This is a genomic window from Caballeronia sp. NK8 (assembly GCF_018408855.1).
In the GTDB taxonomy this organism is placed as follows: Bacteria; Pseudomonadota; Gammaproteobacteria; order Burkholderiales; family Burkholderiaceae; genus Caballeronia.
The window spans coordinates 359,998-375,320 of sequence record NZ_AP024322.1 but is presented as its reverse complement, the minus strand read 5'-3'; the positions used below and the strand labels follow the sequence as shown (position 1 = coordinate 375,320).

Sequence of the window (15,323 nt, the reverse complement as noted above, 5' to 3'; positions counted from 1 at the left end):
AAAGCAGTCTTCACGCCTGCTGCAACATGCATTGCACACGTTGCAGCTCGCGATTCACGCGAAAAGAGTTAGCTCGCCAGCGCGTAATGCAGCGCGATTCCCGCGAACAGCATCCCTCCGAGCCAGTTGTTGTGCTTGAACGCGGCAAAGCACGCCATCCGCTCGCGGTTGCGGATCAATCCGTAGTGATACACCGCGCAGCCCGCCGCCGCGAGCCAGCCCAGCCAGTAGAGCCAGCCATAACCCAGCGCGATGCCGATGCCCACGTAAATCGCAAGCGTCACCGCATAGCACAGCATGACGGCGAGCACGTCGAACCGGCCGAACGTGAGCGCGGACGTGCGAATGCCGATCTTGATGTCGTCGTCGCGGTCGACCATCGCGTATTCGGTGTCGTATGCGACCGACCAGAACACGTTCGCCGCGAGCATGATCCACGCGATCATCGGCACGTGGTTCTGCACGGCGGCGAAGGCCATCGGAATGCCGAAGCCGAACGCGATGCCGAGGTACGCCTGCGGAATCGCAAAGAAACGCTTCGTGAACGGATATGTGCCCGCGACGAACAGCGCGAACACCGACAGCTCCTTCGTGAGCGTGTTGAGCGGCAGGATCAGCAGAAACGCGACGAGCGCGAGCGCTGCCGCGAGCGCCACCGCTTCCCAAGCCTTGATCTTGCCCGACGTGATCGGCCGCTCGGCGGTGCGCTTCACGTGGCGGTCGAAATCGCGGTCGGCGTAGTCGTTGATCGCGCAGCCCGCCGAGCGCATCAGGATCGTGCCGATGGTGAAGATGACGAGCAGCATCGGCGACGGACGGCCTTCGGACGCGATCCACAGCGCGTTGAGCGTCGGCCACAGCAGCAGCAGGCTGCCGATGGGCTTGTCGAGGCGCACGAGGCGCATGTAGAGCGGAAGACGGGCGAGCATGGCGGAGTTCGTTGCGGAGAAACGCGATGCGGCTATTTTAGAACAGCTTGAAAAGCACAAACCCCGCTCGAGTGCGGGGTTTGCTCGCTTCGAAACCAGAAACGTCTCAGGCCAGCATCGCGCGCAGCATCCACGCGGTCTTCTCGTGCGTCTGCATGCGCTGCGTGAGCAGGTCGGCGGTCGGTTCGTCGTTGGCGGCTTCGGTCGACGGGAAAATCTCGCGCGCCGTACGCACCACGGCTTCCTGACCTTCCACCAGCTGGCGGATCATCTCTTCGGCAGCCGGCACGCCGTCCGCTTCGGGAATCGACGAGAGCTTCGCGAACTCCTTGTAGCTGCCCGGCGCATGCACGCCGAGCGCACGGATACGTTCCGCGATCGAATCGACGGCGAGCGCGAGTTCGTTGTACTGAGTCTCGAACATCAGGTGCAGCGTGTTGAACATCGGACCCGTGACGTTCCAGTGAAAGTTGTGCGTCTTCAGATACAGCGTGTAGGTATCGGCCAGCAGCCGGGACAGCCCCTCGGCGATCTTCTTGCGGTCCTTGTCGCTGATGCCGATGTTGACGGCGGGTGCAGTGCCTTTCTTCGCCATGATGACTCCGTGAGAGAGTGATTCGAACGGTGCGGACGCCGCGCGCTTCGTGTTGCCGCGCGGCGTTTCGAGCGTCCGACAGTCTACCGTAGAAACGGGGAACGACTCATTGCGCGACGGGGCTTCAAAGCGCATTGCACTGCGCCCTGATGCCGCGCTCAGGCGCCGACGATCCCGCTCGCGACGACCAGCCCATACCCCGCCGCGACAATGCCGAATGCGAGCGCGACGCGCACCCCGCGCGAAGCCTGACGGCTCGTCGCCTCGATATGCCCGACGGCCTGAGCGATGTGATCCAGCGCTTGAGACATGATGTTTTCTCCCGTGTGTTCAGACGGCGGCCGTGTCTTTCTCGTCGACGATCTGGCCGAGCTTCGCGAGCGCGTCGGTCACGCCCTGCGCATAAGCCGGATCGATGCGGCGGAAGTGCCCGATCTGCCGCGCCACGATCTCGTTCGGCACGCCGTGGATGTGCCGCGCGATGTTGCCGAAGAAGCGTTCGCGCTGCGCGTCGTCGAAGAGCCGGAACAGCGCCGCCGGCTGGCTGTAGTAATCGTCGTCCTCGCGATGGTCGTAGCGGTACACCGTGCCGCCCGCGAGCGGCGGCTCGTTCACGCTGGCGTCCTGTGCGAATTCGCCGTAGCGGTTCGGCTCGTAGTTCACGCGGCCGCCGAGATTGCCGTCGGTACGCATCGCGCCATCGCGATGAAACGAATTGGCGACCGGCGCGCGCGGCGCATTCACCGGAATCTGGTGATGGTTGATGCCCAGGCGATAACGCTGCGTGTCGCCATACGAGAACAGGCGGCCCTGCAACAGCCGGTCCGGCGAGAAGCCGATGCCCGGCACCACGTTCGCGGGCGTGAACGCGGCCTGCTCCACGTCCGCGAAATAGTTCTGCGCGTTGCGGTTGAGTTCGATCACGCCGACATCGATCAGCGGATAGTCCTTGTGCGGCCACACTTTCGTGATGTCGAACGGATTCGTCTTCGACTGCGCGGCCTGTTCTTCCGTCATCACCTGGATGCGGAAATTCCAGCGCGGAAAGTTGCCCTCGTCAATGTTGCCGACGAGATCGCGCTGCGCGCTTTCGCGATCGTTCGCGACCACGGCGGCCGCTTCGGCATCCGTGTAGTTCTCGAGCGGCTGCTGTGACTTGAAGTGGAACTTCACGTAGAAGCGCTCGTTGTCCTCGTTGATGAACGAGAACGTGTGCGAGCCGAAGCCGTGCATCTGCCGATAGTTCTTCGGAATGCCGCGGTCGCTCATCAGTATCGTCACCTGATGCAGCGATTCCGGATGACGCGACCAGAAATCCCATGCCGCGACGTTGCTGCGCATGTTCGTGTACGGATCGCGTTTTTGCGTGTGAATGAAGTCGGGAAATTTCAGCGGGTCGCGGATGAAGAACACCGGCGTGTTATTGCCGACGACATCCCAGTTGCCTTCTTCCGTGTAGAACTTGATCGAGAAGCCGCGCACGTCGCGCTCGGCATCGGCCGCGCCGCGCTCGCCTGCGACCGTCGAAAAGCGCATGAAGATCGGCGTTTCCTTGCCGATGTCGGCGAACAGCTTCGCCTTCGTATAGCGCGAGATATCGTGCGTCACGCGGAAGGTGCCGAACGCGCCGGAGCCCTTCGCATGCACGCGGCGCTCGGGAATCACTTCGCGGTCGAAATGCGCGAGCTTTTCGACGAGCCAGAAATCCTGCAGCGTGACCGGGCCGCGCGGACCCGCGGTCTGCGCGTTCTGGTTGTCGCCGACGGGTGCGCCTGCGGCGGTCGTGAGTCGTTGGGTCGTCATCGTGATACTCCTGCTTGTGCGTTTGCGTTGGATGATGTGGGGCGCGCGCTCAGGCCACGCCAGCGAGATCGGCGAGAAGGCAAACCGCCATGTCGCGAAGGCTGGTCCAGCGGTGGAAGAAGTTCATGGAATCCTCTCTTCGTCGTGGTCGGCTAAGCGTCGACCGTGAAAAGGATCCTAACTTAGGCTATCGATTTTTATAATTCGATTAAATTTATATATGCGATAGGTCAAGGTTTGCGCTGGTTTCGCCCGCGCGCGACACCACAAACAGAAACGCCGCGCTCCGTTGCCAGAGCGCGGCGTTCGCAAGATAGAAAGCGTGATCAGTTCACTGCGACGGGCATGTCCAGCTTTCTCACGCCCGGCAGATCGCAATTGGCGATCGCTTCGCAGATGGCGTCGATGGCCGGCATGCGCGTGAAGCTCTTGCGCCACGCCAGCACGACGCGCCGATCCGGCACCGGCTCGTCGAACGGCACGTAGCTGAGCAGACCGGAATCGATGCCGCCCGCATGCGGCCTCACCTCGCTCACCGACATGCGCGGCAGCACCGTGATGCCGACGCCGCTCGCGACCATATGCCGGATCGTCTCCAGCGAAGATCCTTCGAAGGTCTTCTGGATGCCGTCCGCGTTCTGCGAGAAACGCATGAGTTCGGGGCACACGCCGAGCACGTGATCGCGGAAGCAATGGCCGCTGCCGAGCAACAGCATGGTTTCCTGCTTGAGATCGTCGGGATCGATCTTCGCGCGGTTTTCCCACGCATGGCCCGAAGGCATCGCGACGACGAACGGCTCGTCATAGAGCGCGCGCACCATCAGCCCGGTTTCTGGGAACGGCAGCGCCATGATGGCGACATCGATTTCGCCCTGCTTCAGAAGCTCGATCAGCTTGAGCGTGTAGTTCTCCTGGAGCATCAGCGGCATCTGCGGGACCGCCTTGATCATCTGCTTGACCAGAGTCGGCAGCAGATACGGCCCGATCGTGTAGATCACGCCGAGACGCAGCGGACCGACCAGCGGATCCTTGCCCTGCTTGGCAATCTCCTTGATGGCGAGCGTCTGTTCGAGCACGCGCTGCGCCTGCGTCACGATCTGCTCACCGATCGGCGTCACGCTGACTTCGCTCGTGCCGCGCTCGAAGATCTGCACGTTGAGTTCGTCTTCGAGCTTCTTGATCGCCACCGACAGCGTCGGCTGGCTGACGAAGCACGCCTCGGCCGCGCGGCCGAAATGCCGCTCGCGCGCAACCGCGACGATGTACTTCAGTTCAGTAAGGGTCATTGGCGGCCAATGAATTGCATTGATTCGATAGGTTTGAGTTATACACCTGCAGGTAGCGGTTCGACAACTTTTGCCGATTCACCCGTCCGCGCCGCCTAAATAGGGACCGACGCAGCCAGCGCGAGTTCAGTCAGGCCTTCAAATAGTGCTCCCGCGCGCCGAGCCAGCGCGCGAGATGACGCGTAACCGCTTCGGGGAAGCCCTTGAGCATCTGATCGGCGGCTTCGCGTGCGGGTTCGATCAGCCAGCCGTCGTTTTCGAGGCTCGCAAAACGCAGCATCGCTTCGCCCGATTGACGCGCGCCGAGAAACTCGCCGGGACCGCGAATCTCCAGGTCGCGACGCGCGATCTCGAAGCCATCGGTGGTTTCGCGCATCGTCTGCAGACGCGCGCGCGCCGTCTGCGACAGCGGGTTCGCATACATCAGCACGCACACGGACGCCGCGCTGCCCCGCCCCACGCGCCCGCGCAACTGATGCAACTGCGCGAGCCCGAAACGCTCCGCGTGCTCGATCACCATCAGCGACGCGTTCGGCACGTCCACGCCGACTTCGATCACCGTCGTCGCGACGAGCAGTTGCACTTCGTTGCGCGAGAACGCATCCATCACGCCGGCCTTCTCGGCGGGCGCAAGCCGTCCGTGAACCAGTCCGACGCGCAACTCCGGCAACGCGGCGACGAGCGTTTCATACGTCTCGACGGCGGTCTGAAGCTGCAGCGTCTCGCTTTCCTCGATCAGCGGACAGACCCAGTACACCTGCCGTCCGGTCAGCGCCGCCTCGCGCACGCGGCCGATGATCTCGTCGCGGCGCCCGTCCGACACCACTTTGGTGAGAATCGGCGTGCGGCCGGGCGGCAATTCGTCGATGGTCGAGACATCGAGATCGGCGTAGTAGGTCATCGCGAGCGTGCGCGGGATCGGCGTCGCGGACATCATCAGTTGATGCGGCTGGAAGTCCCGCGCGCCGTCCGCCGCGTTCAGCGCCTTTGCGCGCAACGCGAGCCGCTGCGCGACGCCGAAGCGATGTTGTTCATCGACGATCACCAGCCCCAGGCGCGCGAACTCGACCGCATCCTGAATGATCGCGTGCGTGCCGATGACGAGCTTCGCCGTGCCGAGCGCCGCCGCCTCGGTCGCGGCGCGCTTTTCCTTCGCTTTCAGGCTGCCCGCGAGCCACGCGACGGTGACGCCCAGCGGCTCCAGCCAGCCGCGCAGCTTGCGCGCGTGCTGCTCCGCGAGGATTTCGGTCGGCGCCATGAGCGCGGCCTGATAGCCCGCGTCGATGGCCTGCGCCGCCGCCAACGCCGCGACGATCGTCTTGCCGCTGCCGACATCGCCTTGCAAAAGACGCTGCATCGGATGCGCGAGCGTGAGTTCGCCCGCGATCTCCGCGACCACGCGTTGCTGCGCGCCGGTCAGCGCGAACGGCAGCGCGCGCAACAGCCGCCCGACGAGCGATGTTTCGTCGTCGGGCGAACGGCGCGGCATCGCGGGCGCGGCGCGCGTGCGCCGTTCCTCGTGCGCGCGCTTGAGCGACAGTTGCTGCGCGAGCAATTCCTCGAACTTGATGCGCGTCCACGCCGGATGCGTGCCGTCGATGAGCGCGGTTTCATCCGAATCCGCGTGCGGATGATGCAGCGTCTTCACGGCGTCGAGCAGTCCGGGCACGTTCAGTGGCGCGAGATGCGCGCGCGCGATCGGCTCAGGCAGCAGTTCCGGCAGCGACACGCGCGAAATGGCCGAATCGATCGCCTTGCGCAAGTACGCCTGCGAAATGCCCGCCGTCGACGGGTAAACCGGCGTGAGCGCCTGCGGCAGCGGCGCGCCGTCATCGACGGGACGCACCGCCGGATGCACCATCTCCAGGCCGAAGAAGCCGCCGCGCACGTCGCCGCGCACGCGCAGGCGCACGCCGATGGCCATCTGCTTGACCTGCGAGCCGTAGAAGTTGAGAAAGCGCAGCGTGAGTTCGTCGCCGGCGTCGTCGTGGATTTTCACGAGCAACTGGCGGCGCGGCCGATAGGCGATCTCGTTGTCGAACACGACGCCTTCGGTCTGCGCGATATCGCCCGGAATCAGCTCGCCGATGGGCGTGAGCGAGGTTTCGTCCTCGTAGCGCATCGGCAGGTGCAGGACGAGATCGATGTCGGACTTCAGGCCGAGCTTCGCGAGCTTGTCGGCCGTCTTCACGACCGGTTTGACTTTCTTCTCCGCGCTCTCGGCCGGCTTCGCCCGCTTGCGCGCGACAGGGGCGTCGGCTTCGTCCGCGGTCGGGAGTGCATCGGTCGGGGAAGCCGGGCGGCGGTCGGACAAGGGCATCGACTCTCTTCGCAAGTACAATGTGAGGTTTGTTCGGCGCGTTTCTCGTGTCGTTCCTGCCTAAGTTGCGTCACTCAGTCACGCCATGTTCACGCTTTCCGATTTCGATTTTAATCTGCCGCCCGAGCTGATCGCGCAGAGCGCGCTCACCGAGCGCAGCGCGAGCCGTCTGCTCGAAGTGGACAACCGCGCCACGCCGGCCATCTTCGTCGACCGGCGCTTCGCCGAACTGCCCGGGCTCATCGCACCGGGCGATCTGCTGGTGTTCAACGATACCAAAGTCCTCAAGGCGCGGTTCCTTGGCCAGAAGGCCAGCGGCGGGCGCGTCGAAGTGCTGGTCGAGCGCCTGACCGGCGCGACCACGGCGCTCGCGCAGATCCGCGCGAGCAAGAGCCCGGCCGCAGGCAGCACGATCCGGCTCGCGGATGCGTTCGACGTGACCGTCGGTGAGCGCGTCGAGCCGTTCTACACGCTGCACTTTCCGGCCGAATGCCTGACGCTCATCGAGCAATACGGGCGCTTGCCGCTGCCGCCGTATATCGAGCACGACGCCGACGCCTACGACGAAACGCGCTATCAGACCGTTTATGCGGCCAATCCCGGCGCGGTGGCCGCGCCGACTGCGGGCCTGCATTTCGACGACGCGCTGTTCGCCGAACTCGATGCGCGCGGCGTCGAGCGCGCGACCCTGACGTTGCACGTCGGCGCGGGCACGTTCCAGCCGGTGCGCGTCGAGAACATCGCCGAGCACAGGATGCACAGCGAGTGGTACGAGCTGCCGCAATCGCTGGTCGATCGCATCGCGGCGGTGAAAGCGCGCGGCAACAAGGTGATCGCGGTCGGCACCACATCGATGCGCGCGCTCGAAGCCGCCGCGCGCGATGCAGCCGACGCCGGCCATCCGCTCGCCGCGACGCAGGCCGAAACCGATATCTTCATCACGCCGGGCTACGCGTTTCGCGTCGTCGACCGGCTGGTGACGAACTTCCATCTGCCGAAGTCGACGCTGCTGATGCTCGTGTCGGCATTCGCCGGGATGGACACGATCCGCGAGGCGTATCGTCACGCGATCGAGCAGCGGTACCGCTTTTTCAGCTATGGCGACGCGATGCTTCTGACGCGCCGCGACTAGCTTTCTTCAACCGATGCGCTGGACTGTTTTCCAGTGGCAGGAACCCACATGACCGCAACCCACACTCCGCCCGAGAACGGGCTCAAGTTCGAATTGCTGACGACCGACGGCCAGGCGCGCCGTGGCCGTCTCACGCTCAACCACGGCGTCGTGGAAACGCCGATCTTCATGCCGGTCGGCACGTACGGCACCGTGAAGGCGATCCAGCCGCGCGAGCTCGAAGAGATTCGCGCGCAGATCATTCTCGGCAACACGTTTCACCTCTGGCTGCGTCCGGGGCTGGAAGTCATCGGCGCGCACGGCGGCCTGCACAAGTTCATGGGCTGGAACCGGCCCATTCTGACTGACTCTGGCGGCTTTCAGGTATTTTCGCTCGGCGAACTGCGCAAGATCACCGAAGAAGGCGTCACGTTCGCGTCGCCGATCAACGGCGACCGGCTGTTTCTGTCGCCCGAAGTGTCGATGCAGATTCAGAAAGTGCTGAATTCCGACATCGTCATGCAGTTCGACGAATGCACGCCCTATTCGACCAACGGCATCCCGACCTCGCACAAGGACGCCGCCGATTCCATGCGCATGTCGATGCGCTGGGCGAAGCGCTCGATCGACGAATTCAACGGCCTCGGCAATCCGAACGCGCTCTTCGGCATCGTGCAGGGCGGCATGTTCGAGGACCTGCGCGACGAGTCGCTCGCGGGTCTGTCCGAGATCGGCTTTCATGGGCTGGCCATCGGCGGGCTGTCGGTCGGCGAGCCGAAGGAAGACATGATGCGCGTGCTCAATCACATCGGCCCGAAGCTGCCGGCCGACAAGCCGCATTACCTGATGGGCGTCGGCACGCCGGAAGATCTCGTCGCGGGCGTCGCGGCGGGCGTCGACATGTTCGACTGCGTGATGCCCACGCGCAACGCGCGCAACGGCTGGCTCTTCACGCGCTTCGGCGATCTCAAGATCAAGAACGCGACGCACAAGAACTCGATGAAGCCGCTCGACGAATCCTGCGGCTGCTACACCTGCCAGAACTTCACGCGCGGCTATCTGCACCACCTGCATCGCGTCGGCGAGATTCTCGGCGCGCAGCTGAACACGATTCACAACCTGCATTACTACCTGCAACTGATCGGCGAAGTGCGTGAGTCCATCGAAACGCACACCTTCGAGGCGTTCCGTAAGACCTTTGCGGAGAATCGGGCGCGCGGCGTCGATTGAATTCGACGTCGAAACAGCCGATCCAGCATTACAATCGCCTTTCTATCGCTCGAGAAAATGCTGTCGGACGCGGGCGGACTGCGCTGTAACGGCTTGATGACAAAGCGCATTCCCGGAGTGTCGCGGCATGGGCGAGTGGTAGAATAGCGGGCTAATTTCCATTCGAGTTTTTCGAACGTATTTCTGACGTTTTAACGGAGAGACCAACGTGTCGTTCATTTCCAATGCCTTTGCACAAGGCACAACCGCGGGTGGCGCGGAATCGAGCCTGATGAGCTTCCTGCCGCTGATCCTGATGTTCGCGGTGCTGTACTTCATCATGATTCGTCCGCAGATGAAGCGTCAGAAGGAGCATCGCAACATGCTCTCCGCGATGGCCAAGGGCGACGAAGTGGTGACGAACGGCGGTATCGTCGGCAAGATCACGAAGGTGACGGACGCTTATGTCGGCGTGGAAATCGCCGAAGGCACGGAAATCACCATCCAGAAGGCTGCCGTGACGACCATTCTCCCGAAGGGCACGATCAAGTCGCTGTAAGGCCACTCGTTCCACCGCGTCCGGCGCGGCCTCGCTCATCGAGCCATCTCAGGTTTATCCACCGGCTCGTCGCGCATAACGCCGGACGCCCTCTTCCCCGAAGCCAACTTTCCGGTCGGCCATCTCATGAATCGTTATCCCCTCTGGAAGTATGTCGTGATGCTGGTGGCGCTCGTCATCGGCCTCGTGTACACGCTCCCCAACTTCTTCGGCGAAGCGCCCGCGGTGCAGGTGTCGAGCGGCAAGGCGACGGTCAAGCTCGATTCCACGACGCTTTCGAACGTCGAGGCCGCGCTCGCCGCGAGCAACATCAAGCCCGACGAAGTCACCTTCGACAATTCGCAACTGAACGCGAACATCCGTGTGCGCCTGAAGGACACCGACACGCAATTGCACGTGAAGGATCTCCTCTCGAAGTCGCTGAACACCGATCCGAGCGATCCGCAGTACATCGTCGCGCTGAACCTGCAGAGCGCCTCGCCGCGCTGGCTGACGGCCCTGCACGCGCTGCCGATGTATCTCGGTCTCGACCTGCGCGGCGGCGTGCACTTCCTGCTGCAGGTCGACATGGCCGGCGCGCTCAACAAGAAACTCGACTCCGACGCCGCCGACGCGCGCACCTATCTGCGCGACCGCAATATCCGCGACGGCGGCGTGAACCGCGTGGGGCAATCGGTCGTCGTCAGCTTCTCGGATCAGTCGGGCGCGGACAACGCGCGCACCCTGCTCCAGACAGGCGTGTCCGAGCTGAACTGGGTCACGCGCCAGGGCGGCGACGGCTTCCAGGTGGTCGGCACGTTCTCGCCGGGCGCGCAGAAGATCGTCGAAGACAGCGCGCTCAAGCAGAACATCACCACGCTGCATAACCGCGTCAACGAACTCGGCGTCGCGGAGCCGGTGATCCAGCAGCAGGGCTCGGACCGCATCGTGGTCGAACTGCCCGGCGTGCAGGACACCGCGAAGGCGAAGGACATCATCGGCCGGACGGCGACGCTCGAAGCGCGCCTCGCCGATCCGGTCAACACCTACATCGGCCCGAACGAGCCGGTGCCGCCCGGCGACGAAGCGTTCAAGCAGGGCGACCGCACCGTGCTGCTGCGCAAGCAGGTGATCTTCACCGGCGACCGCATCGTCGATGCGTCGGCGGGCTTCGATGAACATCAGCGCCCGTCGGTCAACATTCGCCTCGATTCGGCGGGCGGCCGCGCGGTGTCGGCGGTGTCGCGCGACAACATCGGCAAGCCGATGGCCATGGTCCTGTTCGAAAAGGGCAAGGGTGAAGTGCTGACGGTCGCGACGATCCAGTCCGAACTCGGCGACCGCTTCTCGATCACCGGCCAGCCGACGCCGCAGGCCGCCACGGACCTCGCGCTGCTGCTGCGCGCCGGCTCGCTCGCGGCACCGATGGACATCATCGAGGAACGCACGGTCGGCCCGAGCCTCGGCGCGGACAACATCAAGAAGGGTTTCGATTCGGTCACCTACGGTTTCGCCGCGATCGCTGTCTTCATGATCGCGTACTACCTGCTGTTCGGCGTGTTCTCGATGCTGTCGCTGTCGGTCAACCTGCTGCTGCTGGTCGCGATCCTTTCGCTGCTGCAGGCGACGCTGACCTTGCCGGGCATCGCGGCTATCGCGCTCGCGCTCGGCATGGCGATCGACGCGAACGTGCTGATCAACGAACGTATCCGCGAGGAACTGCGCAACGGCGCGCCGCCGCAGACCGCGATCCAGGAAGGCTTCAAGCACGCCTGGGCGACCATTCTCGATTCGAACGTCACCACGCTGATCGCCGGTCTCGCGCTGCTCGCGTTCGGTTCGGGCCCGGTGCGCGGCTTCGCGGTCGTGCACTGTATCGGCATTCTGACGTCGATGTTCTCGGCGGTGTTCTTCTCGCGCGGCCTCGTGAACCTGTGGTACGGCGGCAAGAAGAAGCTGAAGTCGCTCGCGATCGGTCAGGTGTGGCGTCCGGAAGGCTCGAACGCCGAAGCGGCCGCGGCGGCCTATCTCGCGGCGCAACGCGGTGACGAATCGCCTGTCGACGAGATCGTGAAGACCGCCAAGGGCAAGACCAAGACCGCCGTGGCGGCGCCGCGCGCGGCGGCACAAACGCCTGCGCGCTCCGGCAAGCCGACGGTGCGCCGCCGCTCGGGCCCCGGCATCGATCAACAGAAACCGGGCGAGTCCCGCTGAAACCGCTGAGTCCGGAGCACTAGACAATGGAATTCTTCCGCATTCGCCGCGACTTGCCGTTCATGGAGCGCGCGTTGATTTTCAACGTGATTTCGCTCGTGACGTTCCTCGTGGCCGTATTTTTCCTGATGCATCGCGGCCTGCATCTGTCGGTGGAGTTCACCGGCGGCACGGTCGTCGAAGTGCAGTATCCGCAGGCGGCGCAGCTCGAGCCGGTGCGCGCGTCGATGGCGAAGCTCGGCTATCCCGACGCGCAGGTGCAGAACTTCGGCACCTCGCAGGACGTGCTGATCCGTCTGCCGCTCAAGCAGGGCCTGACGTCCGCGCAGCAGAGCGATCAGGTGATGACCGCGCTCAAGACCGAGAACGCTCAGGTGAAGCTGCAGCGCGTCGAGTTCGTCGGCCCGCAGGTCGGCAAGGAACTCGTGACGAACGGCCTGCTCGCGCTCGCGTGCGTGGTGATCGGCATCGTGATTTACCTGTCGTTCCGCTTCGAATGGAAGTACGCAGTGGCGGGCATCATCGCGAACCTGCACGACGTGGTGATCATTCTCGGCTTCTTCGCGTATTTCCAGTGGGAGTTCTCGCTGTCCGTGCTGGCGGCGATTCTCGCGGTGCTCGGTTATTCGGTGAACGAGTCGGTGGTTATCTTCGACCGGATTCGCGAAACGTTCCGCAAGCAGCGCAAGATGACCGTGAAGGAAGTGATCGACCACGCGATCACGAGCACGATGTCGCGAACCATCATCACCCACGGCTGTACGGAAATGATGGTGCTGTCGATGTTCTTCTTCGGCGGCCCGACGCTGCATTACTTCGCGCTGGCGCTGACCGTCGGTATTCTGTTCGGTATCTATTCGTCGGTGTTCGTCGCGGCCGCGCTCGCGATGTGGTTCGGCGTGAAGCGTGAGGATCTCGTGAAGGACAAGAAAGACAAGTTCGATCCGAACGATCCGAATGCGGGCGCGCAGGTTTGAGCTTCATGCGCTCCAAGCAAGCATAAAAAAACGGCCGGTCTGCAAAGACCGGCCGTTTTGTTTCAGCGCGCCGAACTTACTGCTTGATGCCCTCGGCCTGAATATGCAGCACTGTCTTGAGGCTGAAACCATACGCCTTGCCGTAGTCCATCCCGAAGTCGCCACGATCGAAGGTCGTCGTCGCTTCGACGCCGCACACTTCCTTCTTCATCATCGGATTCACGAAGCACTTGAAGTTCTCGACCTTCAGGTTGATCGGCTTCGTCACGCCATGCATCGTCAGCGTGCCGATCACTTCCGAGGGCTTGTCGCCGTCGAACTTGATCGACGTGCCCTTGTACACCGCCGTCGGATACTTCGCGGCATCGAAGAACTCGGCCTTTTGCAGATGCTCGTCCAGCTTCACGTTGCCGGTATTGATCGAGGCCACGTCGATGGTCACGTCGACCGTGCCGGTCTTCGCCGCGCGATCGAGCACCACGGTGCCGCTGCTCTTGTTGAACTTGCCGCGCCAGGTCGAGACGCCGCCGAAGTGGTCGGCCTCGAAGCTCGGGTACGTGTGGTTCGGGTCGAGTTGATACGTGTCGGCGGCGAAAGCGCTCACCGAAGCGACGGACGACAGACCCAGTGCGAGCGCGCCCGCGGCGATGATCGAAAGCTTTTTCAAGTTCTTCTCCTGACTAACCAGATACGCTGAATGCGTGTGTGTGACGAAAGTGCCGCTCACTTCTTCGCGGCGACGATGTGAAACTTGATGACGACGTCGTCGGCGACGATCGACGTGTCTTTCCATTCACCCGTTCCGACATCGAACTGGGTGCGCTTGATGGGCAACGCGCCATCGAAGGTTTCCGTCGCGCCCTGCTGCGTGACCGTCACGGGCACCGTGACCGTCTGCGACTTGCCCTTGATGGTGATCTTGCCCGTCACGTTGTACTTGTTGGCGCCCGCGGGCGCGATCGCGCTGGAGACGAAGGTCGCGCTCGGGAACTTGCCCGCGTCGAACCATTCCGCGCCGCGCACCTGCTTGTTGTACTCGTCGTCGCCGAGGTCGTAGCTGCCGGTGTCGATCGTGATGTTCGCCGAGCCCGCCGCCGGCTTCGCCGGATCGAACGCGATCTGCGCGGTGAACTTGTTGAACTTGCCGTCGGTGGGCACGTTCATCTGCTTCGAGGTGGCGATCACCGTGCTCTTGCTCATGTCCACCTGCGCGTGCGCGCCGGCGACGAGCGCGAGCGAAGCGGCCGTAACCAGCATCCAGCGATTGAGTTTCACTTTCATGTGTGCCCTATTTCAAGCGGTTCGACCGAACAAACCAATATTGGAAATCAAAAGAACGCGAGAACAATCAGCCGTGGGGAAACGTCCTGCCAACGGCGAGGAAACAATGCGATGCGCCTGTCCGAGTCATCTGAGAAAAGGCAGCATGCGCCCGAGCAAGCCGTCGCGATCGACGAAGTGATGCTTCAGCGCGGCGAGCACATGCATCACGACGAAGAACAGCAGCGTGTAGTTCAGCGCGACGTGCACGATGCGCAGCGTCGCCTTCAGCGCCTTGTCCGGACCGATGATCGTCGGCAGCGGCAGCACGCCGAGATAGACCACCTGGATGCCCGCCGCCGAACTGTAGAGATAACCCGACGCCGGAATGATGAGCATCAGCGCGTAGAGCAGGAAATGTGCGAAATTCGCCGCGCGCTGCTGCCATTGCGGCATGCCATCGGGCATGGCCGGCGCCGCATGAGTCGCGCGCCAGATGAGACGCAGGAGCGCGAGCGCGAACACCGTCACGCCGATCCACTTGTGCCACGAGAAGTACTTGAGCTTGGTCGGCGTGATGCCGGGAATATCGGTCATGATCCAGCCGAGCCAGAAGCCGCCTACGATCAACAACGCGATCAGCCAGTGCAGCCCGATCGCCGTGGCGCTGTAACGTTGCGCCGGCGCGGTAGCCGCGATGCGTGCGCTGCTTTCCATATTGCTTTCACCCAGGTGTTCGATGTTTCCCGTCTTGCCGTCGCCCGACGACAAGCATGTAAGGCCGCCATGCTACCTCAATGCCAACGATTTGCCAGCGCGTGAAAAAAGCCTGCCGGAAATCCGCAAAACCAGTCCCCGCGTGGCTTTGCGGGCGATCGAGCCATATTCCCGCGCCTCGCGTGCCGCGCGTGCAACGAACTATTCCATGCGTGCAACGGTCGATGAAGGCGCGAAGAAGAAGCGGCATCAACCGCGACGGATTCCGGCATCAATGTATTAACGCGCGACGCAGCGATTTCATTCCGTCCATGACGAGGCGACCCGCCCAATGACGTCGGCAAGTCGCCATTTGATACCATGC

The 15,323-nt window shown here is 63.3% G+C and carries 15 protein-coding genes; 6 read left to right on the top strand and 9 right to left on the bottom strand.

The features are described 5' to 3' along the window. Positions 1-68: 68 nt before the first annotated feature. The 6 genes from ubiA to recG form a co-directional block, all read right to left on the bottom strand. Positions 69-929 (bottom strand): 4-hydroxybenzoate octaprenyltransferase, encoded by an 861-nt coding sequence (gene ubiA / locus NK8_RS01820; protein WP_213227011.1) that lies wholly within the window; start codon positions 927-929, stop codon positions 69-71. Positions 930-1,035: 106 nt separating this feature from the next. Beyond that, positions 1,036-1,524, bottom strand: a complete 489-nt coding sequence (locus NK8_RS01815) for a Dps family protein (RefSeq protein ID WP_061172811.1) — start codon at positions 1,522-1,524, stop codon at positions 1,036-1,038. A 158-nt stretch (positions 1,525-1,682) separates the two neighbouring features. Next, positions 1,683-1,835 (bottom strand): hypothetical protein, encoded by a 153-nt coding sequence (locus tag NK8_RS01810; protein ID WP_162064881.1) that lies wholly within the window; start codon positions 1,833-1,835, stop codon positions 1,683-1,685. Positions 1,836-1,854: 19 nt separating this feature from the next. Continuing rightward, complete coding sequence (locus NK8_RS01805) at positions 1,855-3,327, bottom strand: catalase (protein ID WP_213227009.1); 1,473 nt, start codon at positions 3,325-3,327, stop codon at positions 1,855-1,857. Positions 3,328-3,653: 326 nt separating this feature from the next. Beyond that, positions 3,654-4,613, bottom strand: a complete 960-nt coding sequence (locus NK8_RS01800) for a hydrogen peroxide-inducible genes activator (protein WP_162064879.1) — start codon at positions 4,611-4,613, stop codon at positions 3,654-3,656. Between the two features lie 130 nt (positions 4,614-4,743). Beyond that, on the bottom strand, positions 4,744-6,933 hold the full coding sequence (gene recG, locus NK8_RS01795) for an ATP-dependent DNA helicase RecG (RefSeq protein WP_213227007.1): 2,190 nt from the start codon (positions 6,931-6,933) through the stop codon (positions 4,744-4,746). Positions 6,934-7,018: 85 nt separating this feature from the next. Between recG and queA the strand changes: the two genes are divergently transcribed. The 5 genes from queA (at position 7,019) to secF (ending at position 12,982) form a co-directional block, all read left to right on the top strand. Next, on the top strand, positions 7,019-8,065 hold the full coding sequence (queA, locus tag NK8_RS01790; protein WP_213227005.1) for a tRNA preQ1(34) S-adenosylmethionine ribosyltransferase-isomerase QueA: 1,047 nt from the start codon (positions 7,019-7,021) through the stop codon (positions 8,063-8,065). Between the two features lie 48 nt (positions 8,066-8,113). Continuing rightward, positions 8,114-9,274 carry a tRNA guanosine(34) transglycosylase Tgt gene (gene tgt / locus NK8_RS01785; protein WP_162064876.1) on the top strand — a complete coding sequence of 387 codons (1,161 nt, stop codon included), beginning with the start codon at positions 8,114-8,116 and terminating at the stop codon, positions 9,272-9,274. 208 nt (positions 9,275-9,482) lie between these two features. Next, entirely contained in the window at positions 9,483-9,812 is a 330-nt protein-coding gene (gene yajC / locus NK8_RS01780) for a preprotein translocase subunit YajC (RefSeq protein WP_061172805.1), read from the top strand. Between the two features lie 126 nt (positions 9,813-9,938). Then, positions 9,939-12,005, top strand: a complete 2,067-nt coding sequence (secD, locus tag NK8_RS01775) for a protein translocase subunit SecD (RefSeq protein WP_162064875.1) — start codon at positions 9,939-9,941, stop codon at positions 12,003-12,005. 26 nt (positions 12,006-12,031) lie between these two features. Continuing rightward, positions 12,032-12,982, top strand: coding sequence for a protein translocase subunit SecF (gene secF, locus NK8_RS01770; protein ID WP_213227003.1), 951 nt, complete (start codon positions 12,032-12,034; stop codon positions 12,980-12,982). Positions 12,983-13,058: 76 nt separating this feature from the next. Here the strand turns inward: secF and NK8_RS01765 are convergent, their stop codons facing one another. From NK8_RS01765 to NK8_RS01755, 3 genes are all read right to left on the bottom strand, one after another. Then, positions 13,059-13,649 (bottom strand): YceI family protein, encoded by a 591-nt coding sequence (locus tag NK8_RS01765; protein ID WP_162064874.1) that lies wholly within the window; start codon positions 13,647-13,649, stop codon positions 13,059-13,061. 56 nt (positions 13,650-13,705) lie between these two features. Then, positions 13,706-14,263, bottom strand: a complete 558-nt coding sequence (locus NK8_RS01760; protein WP_213227001.1) for a YceI family protein — start codon at positions 14,261-14,263, stop codon at positions 13,706-13,708. A gap of 126 nt (positions 14,264-14,389) precedes the next feature. Further along, the gene (locus tag NK8_RS01755) at positions 14,390-14,959 is read right to left on the bottom strand and encodes a cytochrome b (protein WP_213226999.1); all 570 of its coding nucleotides are present in this window, start codon (positions 14,957-14,959) and stop codon (positions 14,390-14,392) included. Positions 14,960-14,981: 22 nt separating this feature from the next. Between NK8_RS01755 and NK8_RS01750 the strand changes: the two genes are divergently transcribed. Beyond that, a complete protein-coding gene (locus tag NK8_RS01750) occupies positions 14,982-15,242 on the top strand; it encodes a hypothetical protein (protein WP_162064871.1) in 261 nt (86 codons plus the stop codon). Positions 15,243-15,323: the final 81 nt, after the last annotated feature.

Excerpts from the sequence above, each read along its gene's own strand:
- secF (WP_213227003.1), top strand. The coding sequence starts at position 12,032 with ATGGAATTCTTCCGCATTCGCCGCGACTTGCCGTTCATGGAGCGCGCG.
- NK8_RS01805 (WP_213227009.1), bottom strand. The coding sequence starts at position 3,327 with ATGACGACCCAACGACTCACGACCGCCGCAGGCGCACCCGTCGGCGAC.
- NK8_RS01760 (WP_213227001.1), bottom strand. The coding sequence starts at position 14,263 with ATGAAAGTGAAACTCAATCGCTGGATGCTGGTTACGGCCGCTTCGCTC.
- secD (WP_162064875.1), top strand. The coding sequence starts at position 9,939 with ATGAATCGTTATCCCCTCTGGAAGTATGTCGTGATGCTGGTGGCGCTC.
- NK8_RS01810 (WP_162064881.1), bottom strand. The coding sequence starts at position 1,835 with ATGTCTCAAGCGCTGGATCACATCGCTCAGGCCGTCGGGCATATCGAG.
- queA (WP_213227005.1), top strand. The coding sequence starts at position 7,019 with ATGTTCACGCTTTCCGATTTCGATTTTAATCTGCCGCCCGAGCTGATC.
- NK8_RS01755 (WP_213226999.1), bottom strand. The coding sequence starts at position 14,959 with ATGGAAAGCAGCGCACGCATCGCGGCTACCGCGCCGGCGCAACGTTAC.
- tgt (WP_162064876.1), top strand. The coding sequence starts at position 8,114 with ATGACCGCAACCCACACTCCGCCCGAGAACGGGCTCAAGTTCGAATTG.
- NK8_RS01750 (WP_162064871.1), top strand. The coding sequence starts at position 14,982 with ATGTTTCCCGTCTTGCCGTCGCCCGACGACAAGCATGTAAGGCCGCCA.
- recG (WP_213227007.1), bottom strand. The coding sequence starts at position 6,933 with ATGCCCTTGTCCGACCGCCGCCCGGCTTCCCCGACCGATGCACTCCCG.
- ubiA (WP_213227011.1), bottom strand. The coding sequence starts at position 929 with ATGCTCGCCCGTCTTCCGCTCTACATGCGCCTCGTGCGCCTCGACAAG.
- NK8_RS01800 (WP_162064879.1), bottom strand. The coding sequence starts at position 4,613 with ATGACCCTTACTGAACTGAAGTACATCGTCGCGGTTGCGCGCGAGCGG.
- NK8_RS01815 (WP_061172811.1), bottom strand. The coding sequence starts at position 1,524 with ATGGCGAAGAAAGGCACTGCACCCGCCGTCAACATCGGCATCAGCGAC.